Source organism: Arthrobacter sp. 01N444, from assembly GCF_056399305.1.
The window spans coordinates 437201-455328 of the sequence record NZ_JBFTRB010000001.1; the positions used below are offsets into that span (position 1 = coordinate 437201).

The 18128-nt window shown below is 67.3% G+C and carries 21 protein-coding genes; 14 read left to right on the forward strand and 7 right to left on the reverse strand.

All coding sequences use genetic code 11. The annotated features are described in order from the left end of the window. Nucleotides 1–131 precede the first annotated feature (131 nt). From AC1DKN_RS02030 to AC1DKN_RS02040, 3 genes are all read left to right on the forward strand, one after another. Nucleotides 132–1595: an amino acid permease gene (locus tag AC1DKN_RS02030; protein ID WP_476870319.1), complete on the forward strand. Its 1464-nt coding sequence runs from the start codon at nt 132–134 to the stop codon at nt 1593–1595. Between the two features lie 294 nt (nt 1596–1889). Then, a complete protein-coding gene (locus AC1DKN_RS02035; protein WP_476856795.1) occupies nt 1890–2780 on the forward strand; it encodes an intradiol ring-cleavage dioxygenase in 891 nt (296 codons plus the stop codon). A 62-nt stretch (nt 2781–2842) separates the two neighbouring features. Beyond that, nucleotides 2843–4156, forward strand: a complete 1314-nt coding sequence (locus tag AC1DKN_RS02040) for a M18 family aminopeptidase (protein WP_476870320.1) — start codon at nt 2843–2845, stop codon at nt 4154–4156. 11 nt (nt 4157–4167) lie between these two features. Here AC1DKN_RS02040 and AC1DKN_RS02045 read toward each other — a convergent pair whose 3' ends face one another. Next, on the reverse strand, nt 4168–4851 hold the full coding sequence (locus tag AC1DKN_RS02045; protein WP_476870321.1) for a DUF1345 domain-containing protein: 684 nt from the start codon (nt 4849–4851) through the stop codon (nt 4168–4170). Between the two features lie 271 nt (nt 4852–5122). On the opposite strand from AC1DKN_RS02045, the gene rpsF reads away from it, so the two are divergent. The 4 genes from rpsF (at nt 5123) to rplI (ending at nt 6894) form a co-directional block, all read left to right on the forward strand. Continuing rightward, a complete protein-coding gene (gene rpsF, locus AC1DKN_RS02050; protein WP_026266755.1) occupies nt 5123–5428 on the forward strand; it encodes a 30S ribosomal protein S6 in 306 nt (101 codons plus the stop codon). Nucleotides 5429–5483: 55 nt separating this feature from the next. Further along, nucleotides 5484–6059, forward strand: a complete 576-nt coding sequence (locus AC1DKN_RS02055; RefSeq protein ID WP_476870322.1) for a single-stranded DNA-binding protein — start codon at nt 5484–5486, stop codon at nt 6057–6059. Between the two features lie 125 nt (nt 6060–6184). Continuing rightward, complete coding sequence (gene rpsR / locus AC1DKN_RS02060; RefSeq protein WP_003800144.1) at nt 6185–6424, forward strand: 30S ribosomal protein S18; 240 nt, start codon at nt 6185–6187, stop codon at nt 6422–6424. 17 nt (nt 6425–6441) lie between these two features. Beyond that, a complete protein-coding gene (gene rplI / locus AC1DKN_RS02065; protein WP_018775331.1) occupies nt 6442–6894 on the forward strand; it encodes a 50S ribosomal protein L9 in 453 nt (150 codons plus the stop codon). Between the two features lie 171 nt (nt 6895–7065). Here rplI and AC1DKN_RS02070 read toward each other — a convergent pair whose 3' ends face one another. Then, nucleotides 7066–7488: a DUF1801 domain-containing protein gene (locus AC1DKN_RS02070; protein WP_230009171.1), complete on the reverse strand. Its 423-nt coding sequence runs from the start codon at nt 7486–7488 to the stop codon at nt 7066–7068. A 141-nt stretch (nt 7489–7629) separates the two neighbouring features. Between AC1DKN_RS02070 and AC1DKN_RS02075 the strand changes: the two genes are divergently transcribed. Next, nucleotides 7630–8256, forward strand: coding sequence for an FMN reductase (locus AC1DKN_RS02075; protein ID WP_476850682.1), 627 nt, complete (start codon nt 7630–7632; stop codon nt 8254–8256). A 73-nt stretch (nt 8257–8329) separates the two neighbouring features. Continuing rightward, nucleotides 8330–8767 (forward strand): TFIIB-type zinc ribbon-containing protein, encoded by a 438-nt coding sequence (locus AC1DKN_RS02080; RefSeq protein WP_476870323.1) that lies wholly within the window; start codon nt 8330–8332, stop codon nt 8765–8767. Nucleotides 8768–8807: 40 nt separating this feature from the next. Here the strand turns inward: AC1DKN_RS02080 and AC1DKN_RS02085 are convergent, their stop codons facing one another. Beyond that, nucleotides 8808–9380: a hypothetical protein gene (locus tag AC1DKN_RS02085; protein ID WP_476859629.1), complete on the reverse strand. Its 573-nt coding sequence runs from the start codon at nt 9378–9380 to the stop codon at nt 8808–8810. A 3-nt stretch (nt 9381–9383) separates the two neighbouring features. Further along, nucleotides 9384–9830 carry a hypothetical protein gene (locus AC1DKN_RS02090; protein WP_476850679.1) on the reverse strand — a complete coding sequence of 149 codons (447 nt, stop codon included), beginning with the start codon at nt 9828–9830 and terminating at the stop codon, nt 9384–9386. 828 nt (nt 9831–10658) lie between these two features. Here AC1DKN_RS02090 and dnaB point away from each other — a divergent pair. Next, on the forward strand, nt 10659–12044 hold the full coding sequence (dnaB, locus tag AC1DKN_RS02095; RefSeq protein ID WP_018775337.1) for a replicative DNA helicase: 1386 nt from the start codon (nt 10659–10661) through the stop codon (nt 12042–12044). A 10-nt stretch (nt 12045–12054) separates the two neighbouring features. Here dnaB and AC1DKN_RS02100 read toward each other — a convergent pair whose 3' ends face one another. Together AC1DKN_RS02100 and AC1DKN_RS02105 are read right to left on the reverse strand one after the other, a co-directional pair. Continuing rightward, nucleotides 12055–13029 (reverse strand): acyl-CoA thioesterase, encoded by a 975-nt coding sequence (locus AC1DKN_RS02100; RefSeq protein ID WP_476850678.1) that lies wholly within the window; start codon nt 13027–13029, stop codon nt 12055–12057. 177 nt (nt 13030–13206) lie between these two features. Next, nucleotides 13207–13641 carry a DoxX family protein gene (locus tag AC1DKN_RS02105; RefSeq protein WP_476870324.1) on the reverse strand — a complete coding sequence of 145 codons (435 nt, stop codon included), beginning with the start codon at nt 13639–13641 and terminating at the stop codon, nt 13207–13209. Between the two features lie 149 nt (nt 13642–13790). Between AC1DKN_RS02105 and AC1DKN_RS02110 the strand changes: the two genes are divergently transcribed. From AC1DKN_RS02110 to AC1DKN_RS02120, 3 genes are all read left to right on the forward strand, one after another. Then, the gene (locus AC1DKN_RS02110; protein WP_476870325.1) at nt 13791–15146 is read left to right on the forward strand and encodes an MATE family efflux transporter; all 1356 of its coding nucleotides are present in this window, start codon (nt 13791–13793) and stop codon (nt 15144–15146) included. 38 nt (nt 15147–15184) lie between these two features. Continuing rightward, a complete protein-coding gene (locus AC1DKN_RS02115; RefSeq protein ID WP_028277630.1) occupies nt 15185–15778 on the forward strand; it encodes a hypothetical protein in 594 nt (197 codons plus the stop codon). A gap of 83 nt (nt 15779–15861) precedes the next feature. After that, on the forward strand, nt 15862–16224 hold the full coding sequence (locus tag AC1DKN_RS02120; protein WP_476870326.1) for a hypothetical protein: 363 nt from the start codon (nt 15862–15864) through the stop codon (nt 16222–16224). 98 nt (nt 16225–16322) lie between these two features. Here AC1DKN_RS02120 and AC1DKN_RS02125 read toward each other — a convergent pair whose 3' ends face one another. Further along, nucleotides 16323–16865, reverse strand: a complete 543-nt coding sequence (locus AC1DKN_RS02125; protein ID WP_230007185.1) for a CGNR zinc finger domain-containing protein — start codon at nt 16863–16865, stop codon at nt 16323–16325. A 240-nt stretch (nt 16866–17105) separates the two neighbouring features. Between AC1DKN_RS02125 and AC1DKN_RS02130 the strand changes: the two genes are divergently transcribed. After that, nucleotides 17106–18059 (forward strand): EamA family transporter, encoded by a 954-nt coding sequence (locus AC1DKN_RS02130; protein ID WP_476870347.1) that lies wholly within the window; start codon nt 17106–17108, stop codon nt 18057–18059. Nucleotides 18060–18128 lie beyond the last annotated feature (69 nt).

Here is an 18128-nt window from a genome sequence, read left to right on the forward strand (position 1 = left end):
AGGACTGCACAAGACGGACGGTCCGCCGCGCGGTCTAGTGTGAAACGACATTGTGGTCCGCCGCACAGCATGGATTCGATTCCGTGCCGGCATCGAGCGGGCCTGAACCCCCCACGAAGGACGGCGCTTCCATGCCCGCTGACCAGCAGCTTTCAAAATCCCTGAAACCCAGGCATCTGTCCATGATTGCCATCGCCGGCGTGATCGGCGCCGGACTGTTTGTCGGTTCGGGTGCGGCGATCCAGCAGGCCGGCCCCGGCATCCTGGTTGCCTACGCCGCGGCGGGACTCGTGGTCATCCTCGTCATGCGGATGCTGGGCGAGATGGCCGCGGCCAACCCGGAAACCGGCTCATTTTCCACCTACGCGGACAAGGCCCTGGGCCGCTGGGCCGGGTTCAGCATCGGCTGGCTCTACGCATGGTTCTGGATCATTGTCCTCGGCATCGAGGCAACGGCTGGGGCAGCGATCATGCACCGCTGGGTCCCCGGCATTGACCAGTGGGTGTGGGCGCTTGCCCTGATGGTGCTGCTGACGCTGACCAACCTCGGGTCCGTTAAGTCGTTCGGCGAGTTCGAGTTCTGGTTCGCTTCCATCAAGGTCGCGGCAATCGTGCTCTTCCTGCTCTTCGGCGTCGCCGCGATCCTGGGCCTCATCCCCGGCGTTCCGGCGCCCGGCCTGGACAACCTGATCGGCAACGGCGGGTTCATGCCCAACGGCCCCGGCGCCGTCCTGGCCGGCATCCTCGTGGTGGTGTTCTCGTTCTTCGGCGCGGAAATTGCCACCATTGCCGCCGGCGAATCCGAGAACCCGGTCGATGCAGTCAAGAAGGCCGTGAAGTCCACCGTCTGGCGCATCCTCGTGTTCTACATCGGCTCCATCGCCATTGTGGTCACCCTGCTGCCCTGGAACTCCGCTTCCGTCGCCAAGAGCCCCTACGTCGCGGTCATTGAGCTGTTCGGCATCCCCGGCGCCGGAACCATCATGGACATTGTGGTGCTGACCTCGGTGCTCTCCTGCCTGAACTCCGGGCTCTACACCGCCAGCCGCATGCTGTTCTCGCTGTCCCGCCGCGGCGACGCCCCCAAGTCGTGGATGCGGATTTCCAAGCGCGGCGTGCCCGCCGCCGCGGTACTGGCCTCCACCGTGGTCGGCTTCGTCACCGTCGGACTGAACTACGTCGCCCCGGACACGGTCTTCCTGTTCCTGGTCAACACCTCCGGCGCCATCGCGCTGTTCGTGTGGCTCGTCATCGCGACCTCCCAGCTGATCCTGCGCCGCCGCATGGGCGCCGCCGCCAAGGACCTCCAGCTGAAAATGTGGCTCTTCCCGTACCTGACCTGGGTGTCGATCGTGAGCATCGTGGCCCTGCTGATCGGCATGGTGATCCTGGAAACCACGCGGGAATCGCTGCTGCTCTCGCTGGCTCTCGCCGCCGCCGTCGTGGGGATCGGGGTCATCCGCTACCGCAGGAACGGTGCCAAGGCCGCTGTTCCCGCAACAGGGGCCGGTGAGGCTCCTGCCGGGGACGCCACCGCGGTTGACGCCGAGCCTGGCGCTGAAGACGCCACAGTGGGCGCCCGCCCGGTGTCGTAGCCCCGGAAGGCCCCCGCGGCCGTCCCGCACCACCGGACATGCCCTCCCCCTGCCCACCACTGGACATAGCGCCATCATGTCCACTGCCCGGCGCGAGGGGAGGGCATATCCTGCGTGCCGGGGGGACATGCCCAGTCCCCGGGCCGAGGGGAGGGCATGTCCATGCGTGCCGGGGCACAGCCGCGTCCCCGGGCCGAGGGGAGGGCATGTCCATGCGTGCCGGGGCACAGCCGCGTCACAGGAAGGGACTAGCCAGCCCATAGCGCTGCCGGGTTCGATGGGGTCATGACAAAAATGCCGCAGCCCCCGCACGAGCCGCACCCCAACCACGACCGCGGCCTGGAATTCGATCTCTCCACCCTCGTCAGCCGCCGATCGCTGGGCATGTTCCTCGGCGCGGGAACGGCCGCAGCCCTTGCGGCCTGCAGCCCGGGCGGCACCAGCGGCACCAGCGGCAGTTCGACGTCGGCCGCGGGGACCTCGGCCGCAACAGCCCCGGCGCCCTCGGCCGCGTCGGCGTCGGCCACTCCGACGCTCACCCGGGCGATCGCCGAGTGCGGGGTCGAAATCCCGCAGGAAACCGCCGGCCCCTACCCCGGTGACGGTTCCAACGGGCCCAACGTCCTCGAGGCATCCGGCGTGGTTCGTCAGGACATCACATCCAGCTTCGGGACCTCCACCAGCACAGCCGAGGGCGTACCGCTGACCGTCACGCTGACCCTTCTCGACAACGCCAACGGCTGCACCCCACTGGCCGGTGCCGCGGTGTACGCCTGGCACTGTGACCGCGAGGGCAAATACTCCATGTACGATTCGGGGCTTCAGAACGAGAACTACCTCCGCGGCGTCCAGGAGGCCGACGCCAACGGCCAGGTCACGTTCAAGACCATCTACCCCGGCGCCTACAACGGCCGCTGGCCGCACATCCACTTCGAAGTGTTCGAGTCCATGAACAATGCGACGGCGGCCGGCCAGGTCCTGGCGGTGTCACAGATCGCGCTGACCGAGGCCGCGTGCAAGGAGGTCTACGCGTCGGCCGGGTACGAATCCAGCGCGCAGAACTTCCCCCGCACCACGCTGAAGTCCGACAACGTGTTCGGCAACGACGGCGGCATCTACCAGCTGGCCACCATCACGGGCTCGGTGGCCGCGGGCTACGCCGCCGGTCTCAACGTCACCGTCTAGGCGCGGCGTCGCCCGGCACCGCGGCCCCCGGGGCCCGTGCGTGCCGGGCTAGACTCGGAGCCATGCCCACACCGAGCACTGCCGCAGAGCACATCCAGGACCTCGGCGCGTACGTCAGCGCGTCGCCGTCGAGCTTCCACGCCGTCCACGAGGCCGCGCGCCGGCTGGACGCGGGGGGCTTCACCGGCCTGGACGAACTGCAGCCCTGGCCGGAGCCCGCGGCCGCCGCCGGCAAGTTCTACGTGATCCGCGACGGCGCCCTCATCGCCTGGGTGGTGCCGGCAGGCGCCGGACCGACCACGGGTTTCAACATTCTCGGCGCGCACACGGACTCGCCCTCCTTCAAACTCAAGCCGAAGCCCACTACCGGCAAGTTCGGCTGGCTGCAGGCCGGCGTCGAGGTCTACGGCGGACCCCTCCTGAACTCCTGGCTGGACCGCGAACTCCAGCTCGCCGGCCGGCTCGTCATGCGCGACGGCACGCAGCACCTCACGGCCACCGGTCCGCTGCTGCGCTTCCCGCAGCTCGCCATCCACCTGGACCGGGCCGTCAATGAGGGCCTGGCCCTGGACAAGCAGCAGCACATGAATCCGGTCTTTGGCCTGGGCGATCCCGCCGGCGAGGACCTGCTCGGACTCCTTGCGGACCGCGTTGCCGATGCCGAGGTGGATCCGGCGCAGATCGGCGGGTACGACGTCGTCATCGCAGACACCCAGGCCCCGGCGGTGTTCGGCGCCAGGGGCGAATTCTTCGCCTCCGGCCGGCTCGACAACCTCTCCGCGACGCACGCCGGGCTCACGGCGCTGGTGGCGCACGCCGCCACGCCCGTCCCGGACGGTGCGCCGATTGCCGTGCTGGCCGCCTTCGACCACGAGGAAATCGGCTCGGCGTCCCGGTCCGGGGCGTGCGGGCCCATCCTCGAAGATGTCCTCGTGCGGATCTCGGACGGACTCGGCGCCTCTGCAAGCCAGCGGCGGCAGGCCTTCGCGGCGTCGTTCTGCGTCTCCGCGGACGCCGGCCACGCCGTGCACCCGAACTATCCCGAGCGGCACGATCCCGCCAACCGGCCGGTCCTCAACGGTGGTCCGCTGCTGAAGATCAATGCCAACCAGCGCTACGCCACCGACGCCGCCGGCGCCGCCCTCTGGGCCCGGCTGTGCACCGACGCCGGTATTCCGTACCAGGAATTCGTCTCCAACAACGTGATGCCGTGCGGGTCGACGATCGGCCCGCTGACCGCCACCCGGCTGGGAATCCGGACGGTCGACGTCGGGGTCGCCCTGCTGTCGATGCATTCGGCGCGCGAGCTGTGCGGCGTCGAGGACCCGCACCGGCTGGCCGCGGTGACCCGGACGTTCTTCCGGACGGCGGCCTGACGCCTGGCGCCCTACGCGGCGACGCCGACTACGAGGTTGATGGTGGTTGCCAGAATGATGGTCCCAAAGAGGTAGGAGAGCAGGCTGTGCTTGAGGGCCTCGGCCCGGATGCCATGGTTCTGCAGCGCGGTGTCCGACACCTGGTACGTCATGCCCAGACTTGTGGCTAAGTAGGCGAAATCGGTGTACTGCGGCGGCCGGCTCTGGTTGAAGTCGATGCCGCCCACCCGGGAGCCTGCCCTCGTGCCCGTGCCGTAGTACAGCTCCGCGTACCGCAGTGTGAACAGCGTCTGGACCAGGGTCCAGGACAGCGCCACCGAGACTACCGCGAGCAGCCCGCCGGCAATCCTGGAGAGGGTGTCAGTGTTGTTGTGCGAATCCACGATGACCGCTCCCGCCGCCGCCAGGCTGGCGGCGTTGGCGGCCAGGATAAGCAGGTCCGTCGTGCTCCGCGCCGGGTCTTCCGTTGTGGCGTGCAACCGGGTGTCCGCGGGGTCGAGGCGGCCGATAACCAGCCAGACCCAGACGACGTAGGTCAAAGCGGCGGCGCACCAGCCAATCGTGGGAGCCTGCACCCAGTGCCCTGACATTCCGGCCGCCCCGGCGGCGAGTAGCCCCAACAGCACCATGGCGGCGAAGCGGAGACGGCTGCGGCGGAGCGGTGGCGGCACGGCTGACGAGGGGTTGGTGTGCATTTTCAGATCATGGCACAGCCGATGCGCCCCCCGACTGAACGCTGGCCGTGTGGCGGTTATCCACATGGCCGCCGACGCTCTTCCCGGCCAGGCCGCGGGGCCGTACGGTGGAGGCACGGAATCGCGGATTCCGGCCCGCATGCACTAAGCTATTGAAGTCTGTGCTGCGCCCTGCCTCCGTTCCGGCGGCCGGGCATTGCACGACACCGCAAATGAACCTCCTGTTACGGAAATGCCGTAACCGCTTAGCCCAAAGGAGGTGGGTTCACATATGCGTCCTTACGAATTGATGGTAATCATCGACCCCGAGGTCGAAGAGCGTGCCGTTGAGCCGTCGCTTCAGAAGTTCCTGAACGTCATCACCAACGATGGTGGAACCATCGAAAAGGTTGACATCTGGGGCCGTCGTCGCCTGGCTTACGAAATCCAGAAGAAGTCCGAAGGTATCTACGCCGTGGTGAACTTCACCGCTGAGCCGGCTACCGCCAAGGAACTTGACCGCCAGCTGAGTCTCAACGAGACCATCATGCGCACCAAGATCACCCGCCCCGAAGAGCAGAAAGTTGTTGCTGAGTAATTCAGCGGCCAACCTTCAATCTTCATCCCCGCAGGAACGCACAAGGAGGCAGTAGATGGCAGGCGAAACCACTATCACGGTTATCGGTAATCTCACCAATGACCCCGAACTCAGGTTCACACCGTCCGGTTCGGCCGTAGCGAATTTCACCATCGCTTCTACTCCCCGCACCTTCGACCGGCAGTCCAATGAGTGGAAGGACGGGGAAACCCTGTTCCTCCGCGCTTCGGTCTGGCGCGAAGCAGCCGAAAACGTCGCCGAGTCCCTGACCAAGGGCATGCGCGTTATCGTCTCCGGCCGCTTGAAGAGCCGTTCCTACGAAACAAAAGAAGGCGAGAAGCGCACCGTTATCGAGCTTGAGGTCGATGAAATCGGCCCGAGCCTGCGCTACGCCAACGCCAAGGTCAACCGCACCCAGCGCTCCGGCGGTCAGGGTGGTCAGGGTGGCTTCGGCGGCGGCAACAGCGGCGGTGGATTCGGTGGCGGCCAGGGTGCAACCCAGGGCGGCAACACCGGTGGGACATGGGGCGGCAACCAGCCCGCCGCGCAGGAAGACCCGTGGGCCACGCCCGGGGTCAGCAATGCGGGCGGCGGCTGGGGCAACGGCCCGGATTCCGAACCTCCCTTCTAAACAACATCTAAGGTCCGGCAACGAAAACCGACTGGCCGCCGCAAGGCGGTCTGGTGCAGACTGCGCCGGATCACCACCATCCCGTGGATCAATATCCACGGGCTCCATCGAATAGGAGCTCCACGATGGCTAAGGCTGAACTCCGTAAGCCCAAACCAAAGTCCAACCCCTTGAAGGCCGCTGACATCACTGTCATCGACTACAAGGACGTAGCATTGCTGCGCAAGTTCATCTCCGACCGCGGAAAGATCCGCGCCCGTCGCGTCACTGGCGTCACGGTGCAGGAACAGCGCAAGATCGCCCAGGCAATCAAGAACGCCCGCGAAGTTGCTCTGCTGCCTTACTCCGGCGCTGGCCGCGGCTAAGGAAGGGATTAACTAAAATGGCAAAGCTCATTCTGACCCACGAAGTAACCGGTCTCGGTGCTGCTGGCGACGTTGTCGAGGTCAAGGACGGTTACGCACGTAACTACCTGCTGCCCCGCAACTTCGCCCTGACCTGGTCCAAGGGTGGCGAGAAGCAGGTTGAGTCCATCAAGGCTGCCCGCGTTGCCCGCGAGCACGCTTCCCTGGAAGACGCTCAGAAGCAGGCTGCTGCACTCTCCGCCAAGCCGGTCAAGCTGGTCGTCAAGGCTGGCGCAACCGGACGCCTGTTCGGCACTGTCAAGCAGGGCGACGTGGCCGACGCTGTTGAGGCCGCAGGCCTGGGCCGCATCGACAAGCGCAAGGTTGAACTGCCGGCACACATCAAGTCGACCGGTTCCTACCAGGCAAACGTCCGTCTGCACGACGACGTTTCCGCTGTGATCGAACTCGACGTAGTCGCAGGCAAGTAGCCCTCACCGGCTGCAGTCTGAACTGCTGGAAGGCCCCCGCCTCCGGACCTCTCTGAGGACCGAAGGCGGGGGCCTTCTGCTTTAACCCCAACACGAGGTCACTTGCGGTCCATGTTGGACGGCGTCATGGGCCGTAGGTGACCCCGCGTTGCTTTGGCGGGGCGGATCCCCTTAGGCGTGGTGCAGCGCCGTGGTGACATGCCGGTAGCCGAGCCGGACGAGTTCGGTGAGCACGGCCTCGTCGACGTCGTCGAGCTTGTTGACGTACAGGCAGCCGGCGCCGAGCTTGTGCCTGCCCAGCCTGCCGAGGAGTTCGGCGGCCTCCGGTCCATATGTCAGGCCGTAGAGCGACAGGCTGGATTTCCTGGGGGAGAAGCCCACCGCCGCGGCATCGCCCTCCCTGCCGCTCGCGTACTTGTAGTGGTAGCGGCCGAAGCCCACAATCGTCGGACCCCACATTTGCGCCGGTTCGCCCGTTATTTCGGACATCAGTGCCAGCAGGCGGAACCCGTCGGCGCGCCGGACCGGATGCTCGACGGCGGCCAGGAACTCCTGAACCGACGCGCCGGTTGCCTGCGTTTTGTTTTCTGCCATGAGGGCAGTCTTGCAGAGCGCGACATTCCTGTCAGGCGGGGAGGGTGGCCGGGAATAAAACCCCCTATCCCGCCGCTTCTAAAGGTAGATGCAAACGCATGTAGTCGCGTTGCTGACCAGGATTCAACTTAGGAGCACTCCGTGGAAACCCGCCGTATCACCGTTATCTCCGCCGGACTCGGCGTCCCCTCCTCAAGCCGCCTGCTCGCGGACCAGCTGGCGGCCTCGGCCGAACGGCAGCTTGCCGCGGCCGGCTACGCCGTGGACATCGAGGTCCTGGAGTTGCGGGACCTCGCCGTGGACATCGCCAACAACTTTGTAACCGGGTATGCGGCTCCCCGGCTCGCGGAAGTGATTGCCGGCGTCGAGGCCTCTGATGGCCTGATCGCCGTCAGCCCCGTGTTCAGCGCGTCCTACAGCGGGCTTTTCAAGTCCTTCATCGACGTGCTCGATCCCAAGGCGCTCGAAGGCAAGGCCGTGCTGATCGGGGCCACCGCCGGCACGGACCGGCACCAGATGGTGCTGGACTTCGCGATGCGGCCGCTGTTCACCTACCTGCGCACCCGGATCGCCGCCACCGCGGTTTTCGCCGGGCCGCAGGACTGGGGAAACAACGACGACGGCGGCTCGCCACTGTCGGTGCGCGTGGACCGGGCGGCGGGGGAGTTTGTCGCTCTGCTGCAGGACTCAGGGCCGCAGCAGAAGCCGGTCGCGCTGGAGTCCCTGCCGTTTGAGCAGCTGCTGGCCGGGATCGCTGCCCAGCGGTAGGTCTGCCCGCGCAGGGCTTCCGGGCCTGCAGCGCCGTCCGAACCTTTTCGGCCGCCCGCTCGTTGTCCGGGACATGAAGTGTCCCGTGGATTCTATTGACCTGATCATGAGTGAACGCAGCGGCGTGGAGATTGACTATTGCCCCCAATGCCGCGGGGTGTGGCTGGACCGGGGAGAGCTGGACAAGATCATTGACCGTGCGGCGGAGTCGTTGGGCCCGGCAGCCGGGGTCCCCGCCGCACCACTGCCGCCGGCAGCGATGCCACCTGCGGCGTTTTCACCTGCTGAGTTTTCACCTGCGGCGGGCGGCCACATTCCGCCGCCGCTGTACAACCTCGACCCGCGCCGGGACGACCGGCGTCCGGATGACCGCCGCTATGACGAGCGCCGGTACGATGACCGCCGCGACCGTCCGCGTCCCGACCAGTCCAGGTATGAGCAGCCGCGTTACGATGACCGCCGTCGTCCGAAGAAGAAGGAAGGCTGGCTGGGGGACTTGTTCGACTTCTAGCCCTGCCGGTGGCCCGGAGCCGGCGCGGGCCCCGCGGGGCTCAGTCGCCAAGCAGTGCGATGAATTCCCGGGCCTGTTTCATGGAAATATCCGAGTGGCGGGTCAGGGCGGTCGCTGCGGCCTCGGTGTCGCCGCTCTTGGCCAGGGTGCGGATCCTCCCGTAGATCTCATCATTGAGCATGTTGCTGCTCACCTCGCGGGTGACATCGCCCTTGCTGGCGATCGCGCGGTAGCGGTACGAGAACCGCTGGGGCACGTCGTCGTCGTCCGGAACGGCCGCCGGCGCCGGCTCAGGGGCGCGGAAGGGCTGGGGGTGGGCTGCCAGCGCCGCGACGGCGTCGCGGGACGCCCGTAGGCCCTCGCCTGTGGCCTCGAGGTAGACCTTGATGGCGGTCATGGCCTGCCCCTGCGCGATCAGCGCGTAGAGCTGCCGGTGCTGGTCCTCGGTGAGCCTGGCGGCCGCCGTCCGGGCCAGCTCCGCGGAGTTGGGGTCCGGCTGCGGCGCTGGTGCCGGCATGGTGCGTTCGCCGCGGCGGCTCCACGCCCGTATCGCCAGCAGTACGGCGGCGGCCACGAGCACCAGGATCAGTACGGGAATGAGCAGGGAGTCCATGTGCTAGAGCCGATCTACGTAATTCTTTGCGGTCTTCAGGTCCGAGCGCGTCGATTGCCGCAGCAGCCGGACGGCCTTCGTCTTGTGGCCGTCGTGGGCCAGCGACTGGAGCTGCAAGAGGAGCTGTGGGCTCAGGTGTCCAATGGCGGACAACGCATCCTGGTGGCCGGAGCTGTCCCGGCCCAAAAGGGCGGAGCGGGCGTGGTCGGCCTGCTGCGATTGCTGCTGGGAGTTCTGGCTGGGGCGCGTGGTAGCTTCAATCCGGGCGCGGGAGGCCTCGGCAGCCCGGACCTGTGCCGCGTAGTGGGCCTGGGACTTGAGCGCCAGTTCCTGCTGGTAACGCTCGGCATCTGAGATGCCGTGGTTCCGCGGCTTCAACGCCGTGACCGCCGCCCAGAGCACCGCCGCGAGGATGAGGGCAGGCAACATGACTATCAGTACATCGCCCATGATTAGAGCTTATGCCAGATTGCGGTTATCCACAGCATGTTCCGCACCTCGCGTACAGTGCGCCGCTGCTGGCGTCAATTCGGCTCGGCGGGAATGAATCCGGTCACAAAATGTGCGTATCGGGCGGCAAATGTGGCCTCCTGTGCCGCATCGTATCCCCAGCTCCAAGGTGCAGGCTGTGGATGAAGCTTGGCGGAAATTGTTTTGTGTCCACAAGATGAATGCAACATTTCCGCAGGTCAAGCACTGATTACAGGCTTAACTTTTTTCTATCCACAGCTCTACCCACAGACTGTGCACAAGCATCAGGCACTAGTGCACAGGTTATCCACAGGGCAGCGGAGCGGCCGGGTTGGTGCCTGCCCCGGCGGCGGATAACGTAGCAGGATATCGGGCGTGGGAAGCGGAAAAACCTGCGGTCGCCGGATGGTGCCCACCAGGACACCGGCTCCGGGATCCGGCGCCCTGCGGCCGCACCAGCACTGTGGATAACGGCGGTTGCTGGTCCGGCGCGAACTGTCGGAGCTGACTGGTAAGAATAGAGCGGCCGGCATGTGCCGGGTTTTGCCGCCCGCATCACAGCAGTTCGGCAACACAGCAGTTCGGGATCACAGCAGTTCGGCAACACAGCAGGTACGCATCACAGCTCCGCAATGACAGCAGTTCGGCATCACGGCCGTTGAGCACCGCCGCGGCTGGGCGTTGACCCGCCGGGATACGGCGCTTGGCTGTAAAGCACTGGGTACGAGGGCATTGGGCATAAGGCGCAGTGCTTACGCGCCGCGGCGAACGGACATCCGCCACGGCACACAATGAAGGACGGCAGTTTTGTCAGTTACGCATCTGGACTCAGTCGAGGGTACGCGGGGAGCCGAGGGCAGCCGCAAGCCTCCGCAGGACATCCCCGCGGAGCAGTCAGTCCTGGGCGGCATGATGCTGTCCAAGGACGCCATCGCAGACGTCGTCGAGATCCTGCGTGGCCAGGACTTCTACCGTCCGGCGCACGAAACCATCTACGAGGCCATCATCGACCTCTATGGCCGCGGCGAGCCCGCGGATGCCGTGACCGTCTCGGACGAGCTGACCAAGCGCGGCGAAATCAACAGGATCGGCGGACCCGCCTACCTGCACGAACTCATCCAGACGGTCCCCACGGCGGCCAACGCCGGTTACTACGCTGAAATCGTGGGCGAACGCGCGGTGTTGCGCCGCCTGGTCAACGCCGGCACCAAGATCGTCCAGCTCGGCTACGGACAGGACGGCGAGGTCGAAGACCTGGTCAACCAGGCCCAGGCCGAGGTCTACGCCGTCGCCGAACGCCGGACCGCGGAGGACTATGTGGTCCTCAAGGACGTCATGGAATCCACCGTGGACGAGATCGAGGCCTCCGGCCACCGCGGCGAGGGCATGGTGGGTGTACCCACCGGCTTCTACGAGCTCGATGAACTCACCCACGGCCTGCATCCCGGCCAGATGATCGTCATCGCCGCCCGCCCGGCCGTCGGCAAGTCCACGTTCGCGCTGGACTTCGCCCGCTCGGCCGCCATCAAGAACAACCTCGCGACCGTCATGTTTTCCCTCGAAATGGGCCGCAACGAGATCGCCATGCGCCTGCTGTCCGCCGAGGCCACGATCGGTCTCCAGGACCTCCGCAAGGGCACCATCAAGGACGAGCAGTGGTCCAAGATTGCCACCACCATGGGCCGGATGAACGATGCGCCGCTGTTCATCGATGACAGCCCCAACATGTCGCTGATGGAGATCCGGGCCAAGTGCCGGCGCCTGAAGCAGCAGCATGACCTCAAGCTGGTGATCCTGGACTACCTGCAGCTCATGAGCTCGGGCAAGAAAGTGGAATCCCGCCAGCAGGAAGTCTCCGAGTTCTCCCGTGCCCTGAAGCTCCTGGCCAAGGAACTCCAGGTGCCGGTGATCGCGCTGTCGCAGCTGAACCGTGGCTCCGAGCAGCGCCAGGACAAGCGCCCCATGGTCTCGGACCTGCGCGAATCCGGCTCCATCGAGCAGGATGCCGACATGGTGATCCTGCTGCACCGCGAAGACGTCTATGACAAGGAGTCCCCGCGCGCGGGCGAGGCGGACATCCTGATCGCCAAGCACCGTAACGGCCCCACAAAAGACATTGTGGTGGCCTTCCAGGGCCACTACTCGCGGTTTGCCAACATGGCCGCCGACGCCGGCGGTGGCGGCGGCTTCTAGCCCCGCCCGGCTAGTGGTCGCGGGCCGCGAGCAGGTGGTTGGGCAGCCGGTTCCCCGGGGCCCGGCCGCGGATTTCGAGCAGTTCGCGGGCGTGGGCGTGCAGCCGGATATCCTCCGCTGACACCGGCACCCACTGCGGAATCGGGACCGAGGTGCCGGTCTCGTCGCGGGCGACCATGACCGTCAGGCAGTACGTGGTCAGGTTCAGCTCGCGCCCCTTGGGGTCTCCGGAGCGGACGTGGACGGCGATGTGCATGCCCTTGGTGCCGGTGTAGACCAGACGGGCCTCCACCTCTACGACGTGGCCGATCAGCAGCGGCCGGTAGAACCGGACACCGCCGGAGAATACGGCCACGGTGTCCTTGCCGCAGTAGCGGGAGGCGCAGACATAGGCAGCCTCGTCGATCCACTTCATGACGATGCCGCCGTGCACCTTGCCGCCCCAGTTCACGTCCGTGGGCGCGGCCATGAACCGCAGCACCACGCTCTCGGCCGTGCCGGCGTCGGTATATTCCTGTCCGCTCATGGCCTCCACGATGTCCTCGCGGACCTTGATCCGGGCCAGCGCGTGGTCCCGCTGTTCGATTTCGTCCGGCGTCTCAGGGACGAACTGCGGCACCGGTATGGGCTTGCCGTCCGCGCCCACGGCCACGAAGATCACGATGCACTGGCTGCGCATGGTGGCGGGGCCGCCCTTCGGATCGCCCGAGGACACCACGGTGCGGATATGCATCGAGGACCGCCCGGTGTACACGATCGTGGCCTCGACCTCCACCATGTCGCCACTGTTGACCGGGTCCGCGAAGTGGATGTTCCCCACGTAGGCCGTCACGCAGTAGGACTTTGCCCAGCCGACGGCGGCGGCATAGGCCGCCTTGTCCACCCACTCGAGCACGGTGCCGGCGTCGACCGAGCCGCTGTGGCCGACATCGGTGGGGGCCGCCAGGAAGCGCAGGGTCACGGAATTGGGCGCGTTCTCGCTCATGTTGTGAGTTTACTGATTGGCCCGGCAGGCGCGGCCGGCCAGCGACACAATCGCTCTCCTGCAGGCCACAACCACGCCATAACCACGCCATAACCCGGAGACACACGACGGCGGGCGGCCACCAAAAGGTGACCGCCCGCCGTCGCGCTCCAGGCCGTGAGCTATGCCATGGATGCCTTAGGCCAGGACGCGGAGCTTCGAGTCGGCGCGGCCGAAGAGGGCGCGGTCGGCGGAGAACGTGCCCGCACCGACGAGTGCCACGGCTGCGGCGGCGGCCGCCAGGATCAGGACGAGTTCATAGCCGCCGGTTGCGACGAAGACGCCGGCGGAGGCGTGGACCATGAACAGGGCGCCGAGCATGTCCAGTGCGAGGAGGACCGCAAACACGCGGGTGAGCACGCCCAGGATCAGCGCGACACCGCCGACGAGCTCGAGGGTCGCGACGACGGGAGCCACCGCCTGGGCTGCCGGAACACCCATCTGGGTGAAGGCGGCCTGGGTGCCTGCGATCGTGAATTCGTTGAACTTCTGCCAGCCGTGGGCGGCGAAAAGGAAGCCGGCGATGACGCGCAGGATGGTTCGGGCGGAGGTGGTCAGGGCGGGCTGGTTCATGGGAAATACCGTTTCGTAAGTAGGGGGCGGCGCGGCTCTCAGCCGCCGCGGCTTCGTTTGCGTTCAAGATCCAGTCTTCCGGATATTTAGTTGAAATGTCAACTAAATGACGCGCTGGGTCGCTTCAACGGCCCGGCTAGGGTTAACGCGTGCAACCTTCCCCGCAGCTGTCCACCGCCCCGCCGCCGACTACCGGGCAGCGCCGGGAAATCCTGCGCCTGGCAGTGCCGGCCTTCGGCGCCCTGATCGCCGAGCCGCTGTTCCTGCTCGCGGATTCGGCCATTGTGGGCCATCTCGGCGTGGCCGAACTGGCCGGCGTCGGGCTGGCATCGGCGGTCCTGCACACGGCAGTCGGACTGATGGTGTTCCTCGCGTACTCCACCACCCCGGCAGTGGCGCGGGCCATCGGCAACGGCCAGCTGGCCAAAGCCCTCGCCGCCGGGCGCGACGGCATCTGGTTGGCTTTGCTGCTCGGACTCGTCCTTGCGGTCGCCGGGTTCCTGGCCGCGGGCCCGCTCCTGGACCTGATGGGCGCCGACGGCGAGGTGCATGCCTTTGCCGTGGACTATGTGCGCGGGTCCATGCCCGGCCTCGTGGCGATGCTGCTCATCTTCGCGGGCACCGGGGTGCTGCGCGGACTCCAGGACACCCGGACCCCGCTGATCGTCGCCGCTGCGGGTTTCACGCTGAACATCGCGCTGAACCTGGTCCTCGTCTACGGGTTGGGCTGGTCCGTGACCGGCTCGGCCGTGGGCACGAGCATCGCGCAGTGGGCCATGGCGGCCGTCTATGTGCTGATCGTCCGGCGCAACGCCCGCAACCACGGGGTGTCCCTGCGGCCGGACTGGCGTGGCATCCGGGCCCTGACCGGGGTGGGTTCCTGGCTGATGCTGCGCACACTCAGCCTGCGGATCGCGATTCTCGCCACGGTGGTGGTGGTCACCGCCCAGGGGCCGGTCAATCTCGCCGCGCATCAGCTGGCCATGACCGTCTTCACGTTCTTCGCTTTCGCCCTCGACGCCCTCGCGATCGCGGCCCAGGCCTTGATCGGCAAGGAACTCGGCGCGGCCCGGCCGGTGGCGGCACGAGCGCTGACGCGCACCATGACCCGGTGGGGGGTCGGCTTCGGCGTCCTGACCGGAATCCTTCTGGCAGCCGCGGCACCGTGGGCGGGCGCCCTCTTCACACCCGACGCCGAAGTCCGGGCGGCACTCACCCTCGCCCTCTGGGGGCTCGCCGCCGGGCAGCCGCTGGCCGGGTACGTCTTCGTCCTTGACGGCGTCCTCATCGGCGCGGGCGACGCCCGCTACCTGGCGATCGCCGGCGTCGTCAACCTCGCTGCCTACCTGCCGCTGCTGCTGGCCGTGCTGTATTCCGGCGCCGGTGCCGGCGCGGGATTGCTCTGGCTGTGGGCCGCGTTCTCACTCGGCTACATGGCGGCGCGGGCGCTGACGCTGGGCCTCCGGGCCAGGACGGACCGGTGGATGGTGCTCGGCGCGCGGTGAGTTCGGGCTGGGTACGTGCCAAGCACTAAACTGGACGGGTGACTCTTCCCGCAGCGCCTGACGCGACCCCTGCCATCCGCGCCGCGGCCGACCTCTTCAAGCCCGTGCTTGTCAGGGCGGCCGTCGCGCTCGTGTTTGGCGCGGTCACCGTGTTCTGGGCGGCGCCGCCAGAATCGGGCATGGGCTGGGCCGGCGGCCTCTACCTGCTGGCCACCGGTGTGGTGATGATCTGGACCGTACCCAAGACCGGATTCCCCCCGCGGGAAGGCGCTGGCAGAGTCCTTTCCGCCGGCGGGGCAGCCCTGGCCGGAGCCGGCGCGGCCGTGGCCCTGATCCCCGCCCCGCTCGTCTTCGGAACCATCGCGGCCCTGGGCCTGGGCGTGGCCGGCGCCGCGGAGCTGTTCGCGGGCATTCGTGGCCGCGGCCGGTCCGTGCTGGCCCGTGACTGGATCGCCTCCGGCGTGATCGGACTGGGCACTGCGATCGCGCTGCCGTTCTTCATCGGCCTCGGCCCGCATGCCCTCCTCGGGGTTGCCGGCGGCGGGGCCATCATCAGCGGCGTCCTGTGGATGTTGTCCGGACTGACCCTGCGCCATGATGCTCCGGGCGATTCCGCGGAGGCCGTAAACTAGTACCGACAGGTTCTACCCGGCGTAGAACAATCGCGGTAACAAGACAGCCACGCTATTTGCGCGGGCTGCAGGAGGAAAACACCTTGGCACAGCAGAAACCCGGAGCGCCCCGCAGCCTGCGGACCTCAGTCAAGGGACCGCTCATGTTCTCCGCGTTCTGGGCCGTGGTGGTTTTCTTCGGCGTCCTGATCTTCGCCTCGGGCGGCAGCGCCCGCTCGCCCCGGTTCGATCTGGCGCTCATCGGCGCCGGCATCGCCTTTATTGTGATCCTGGTGGTGGCCGCCATGCTGGCCATGAGCCACAAGGAGAATCCCGCTGACCTGGGGAAGGGTTCCGGCGTCAACCTCAGTTCCAAACGCACGCCCTCCGGCCATGGCGGCCCGTCAGCGCAGCCCCGGCCCGAGGCCGGCCCCGGCGATTCCCGTGACAGCGGCCCGCAGGCCTAGCAACGAGGCCTAGCAGCGTGGCCCCACGGTGAGGCCCGACAGGCCGGCCTGACAGCGGGGCCCGACACCGCGGGCCCCTCCCGCCGGCACCTTCGGCGTCAGGACGCGGCTTTCCGGGCCCGGTATGCGGCTACATGCGCGCGGTTGGCGCAGTTTCCCGTGTCGCAGTAGCGCTTCGAACGGTTGCGGCTCAGGTCCAGCACGACGGCGTCGCAGTCGTCCGCGGCGCACACCAGCAGGCGGTCCATTTCCTTGCTGCGGATCACGTCCACGATCGCCATGGCCGCCTCCGTACTCATCCGGTCGGCCAGCGGCGCCTCCGGGGTGGTGGCGTGCAGGTGCCAGTCCCAGGGTTCGTGCTTGACCAGCTGGGGCAGCGCCCGGGCCTCCCGGAGCAGCCGGTTCACGGTTCCCGCGGCTGCCGACTCCTCGGCCTGCCAGAGCTCGGCGAGCTCGCCGCGGAGCCGCCGCACGCTGGCCAGCTCGGCCCCGTCCCGGGTGCGGGAACCGGTGAAGCCCTCGGCCTCCAGGAAGGCATCCAGATCCCTGACCGTGGCCAAATGTTCCTCACCGTTGGCCGCGGTGTTGATGAGGTTGACCACAGAACGCAGGGCAACTTCCGTGTCAGGGGCAAAAACCATCTTGACTCCTTACCTTGCCGGGGCGTAATGTCATGAGCATAACCCCACTTTACTCCTGACAGGAGAATGCCCGTGTATGCCCCCCAGCGCCCCGTCGCCACGCCGGTCCGAGACCTTGCCGCCCAGCGGTCTGCCTCCGAACCGGGCGGCACCCCGCAGGGAAGCAAACTCGAAGGCAAACGGGGCGGCAAGCAGGCCGCCAGGCAGAGCACCACGCCGGCCGCCGCACCATCCGGGTTCATGGCATCGGGCCTGGGCGTCGCCCTGTTTTCGTCCGCGGTGTTCGGGCTCTCTGGATCATTCGCCAAGGCGCTCCTGGAAACGGGCTGGACTCCCGGGGCGGCCGTCACGGCCCGGCTTACCGGTGCGGCCCTGATTCTGGCCGTCTTCGCCATTCCCTCCTTGCGCGGGCGTTGGCACCAGCTCCGGGACAACTGGCTGACCGTGGTGCTGTTCGGATTCATCGGCGTCGCCGCCTGCCAGCTGTTCTATTTCAACGCCGTATCCCGGCTCTCGGTCGGCGTCGCCCTGCTGCTGGAGTACCTGGCGCCGGTGCTGATCGTCCTCTGGCTGTGGGCCGCCAGCCGGAAACGGCCGCGGCCACTGACCATTGCCGGCACTCTCCTGTCCCTCGGCGGGCTGATCCTGGTCCTGGACCTCACCGGGGCCGTCAAAGTCGACCTCATCGGGGTGCTGTGGGGGATCGCGGCCGCGGTGTGCCTGGCCATCTATTTCTTCATCACGGCCAAGGAAAACGACACCCTGCCGCCCATCCTTCTGGCCTCCGGCGGGCTCATGGTGGGCGCCATCGTCATGTGGCTCGCCGCGGCAACCGGGCTGCTGCCGATGGCCTTCAGCACGGCCGACACCCGCCTGGGGGCCTGGGTCACCCCGTGGTGGGTGGCGCTGGGCGGCCTCGTGGTCCTGGCCACGGTGGTGGCGTACGTGTCCGGGATTGTCGCCGCCCGGGCACTCGGCTCGAAAGTCGCGTCCTTTGTCTCGCTCACCGAGGTGCTGTTCGCCGTCATCTGGGCGTGGCTGCTGCTCGGCGAACTGCCCGGACCCATCCAGCTCCTGGGCGGCCTGCTGATCGTCGGCGGGGTGGTGCTGGTCCGGCTGGACGAGCTCCGGGCCCCGTCCGGCACCGGCGCGGCAGCGCTGGACCACGCGAACGACTGCGAGCCCGTGCCGTAGTCGGTTGTCCGTTCGGGCCGGGCACCTCGTTCCCGGGCCCGAAGGAATCTCAATCGGTCGAGAGCCTGC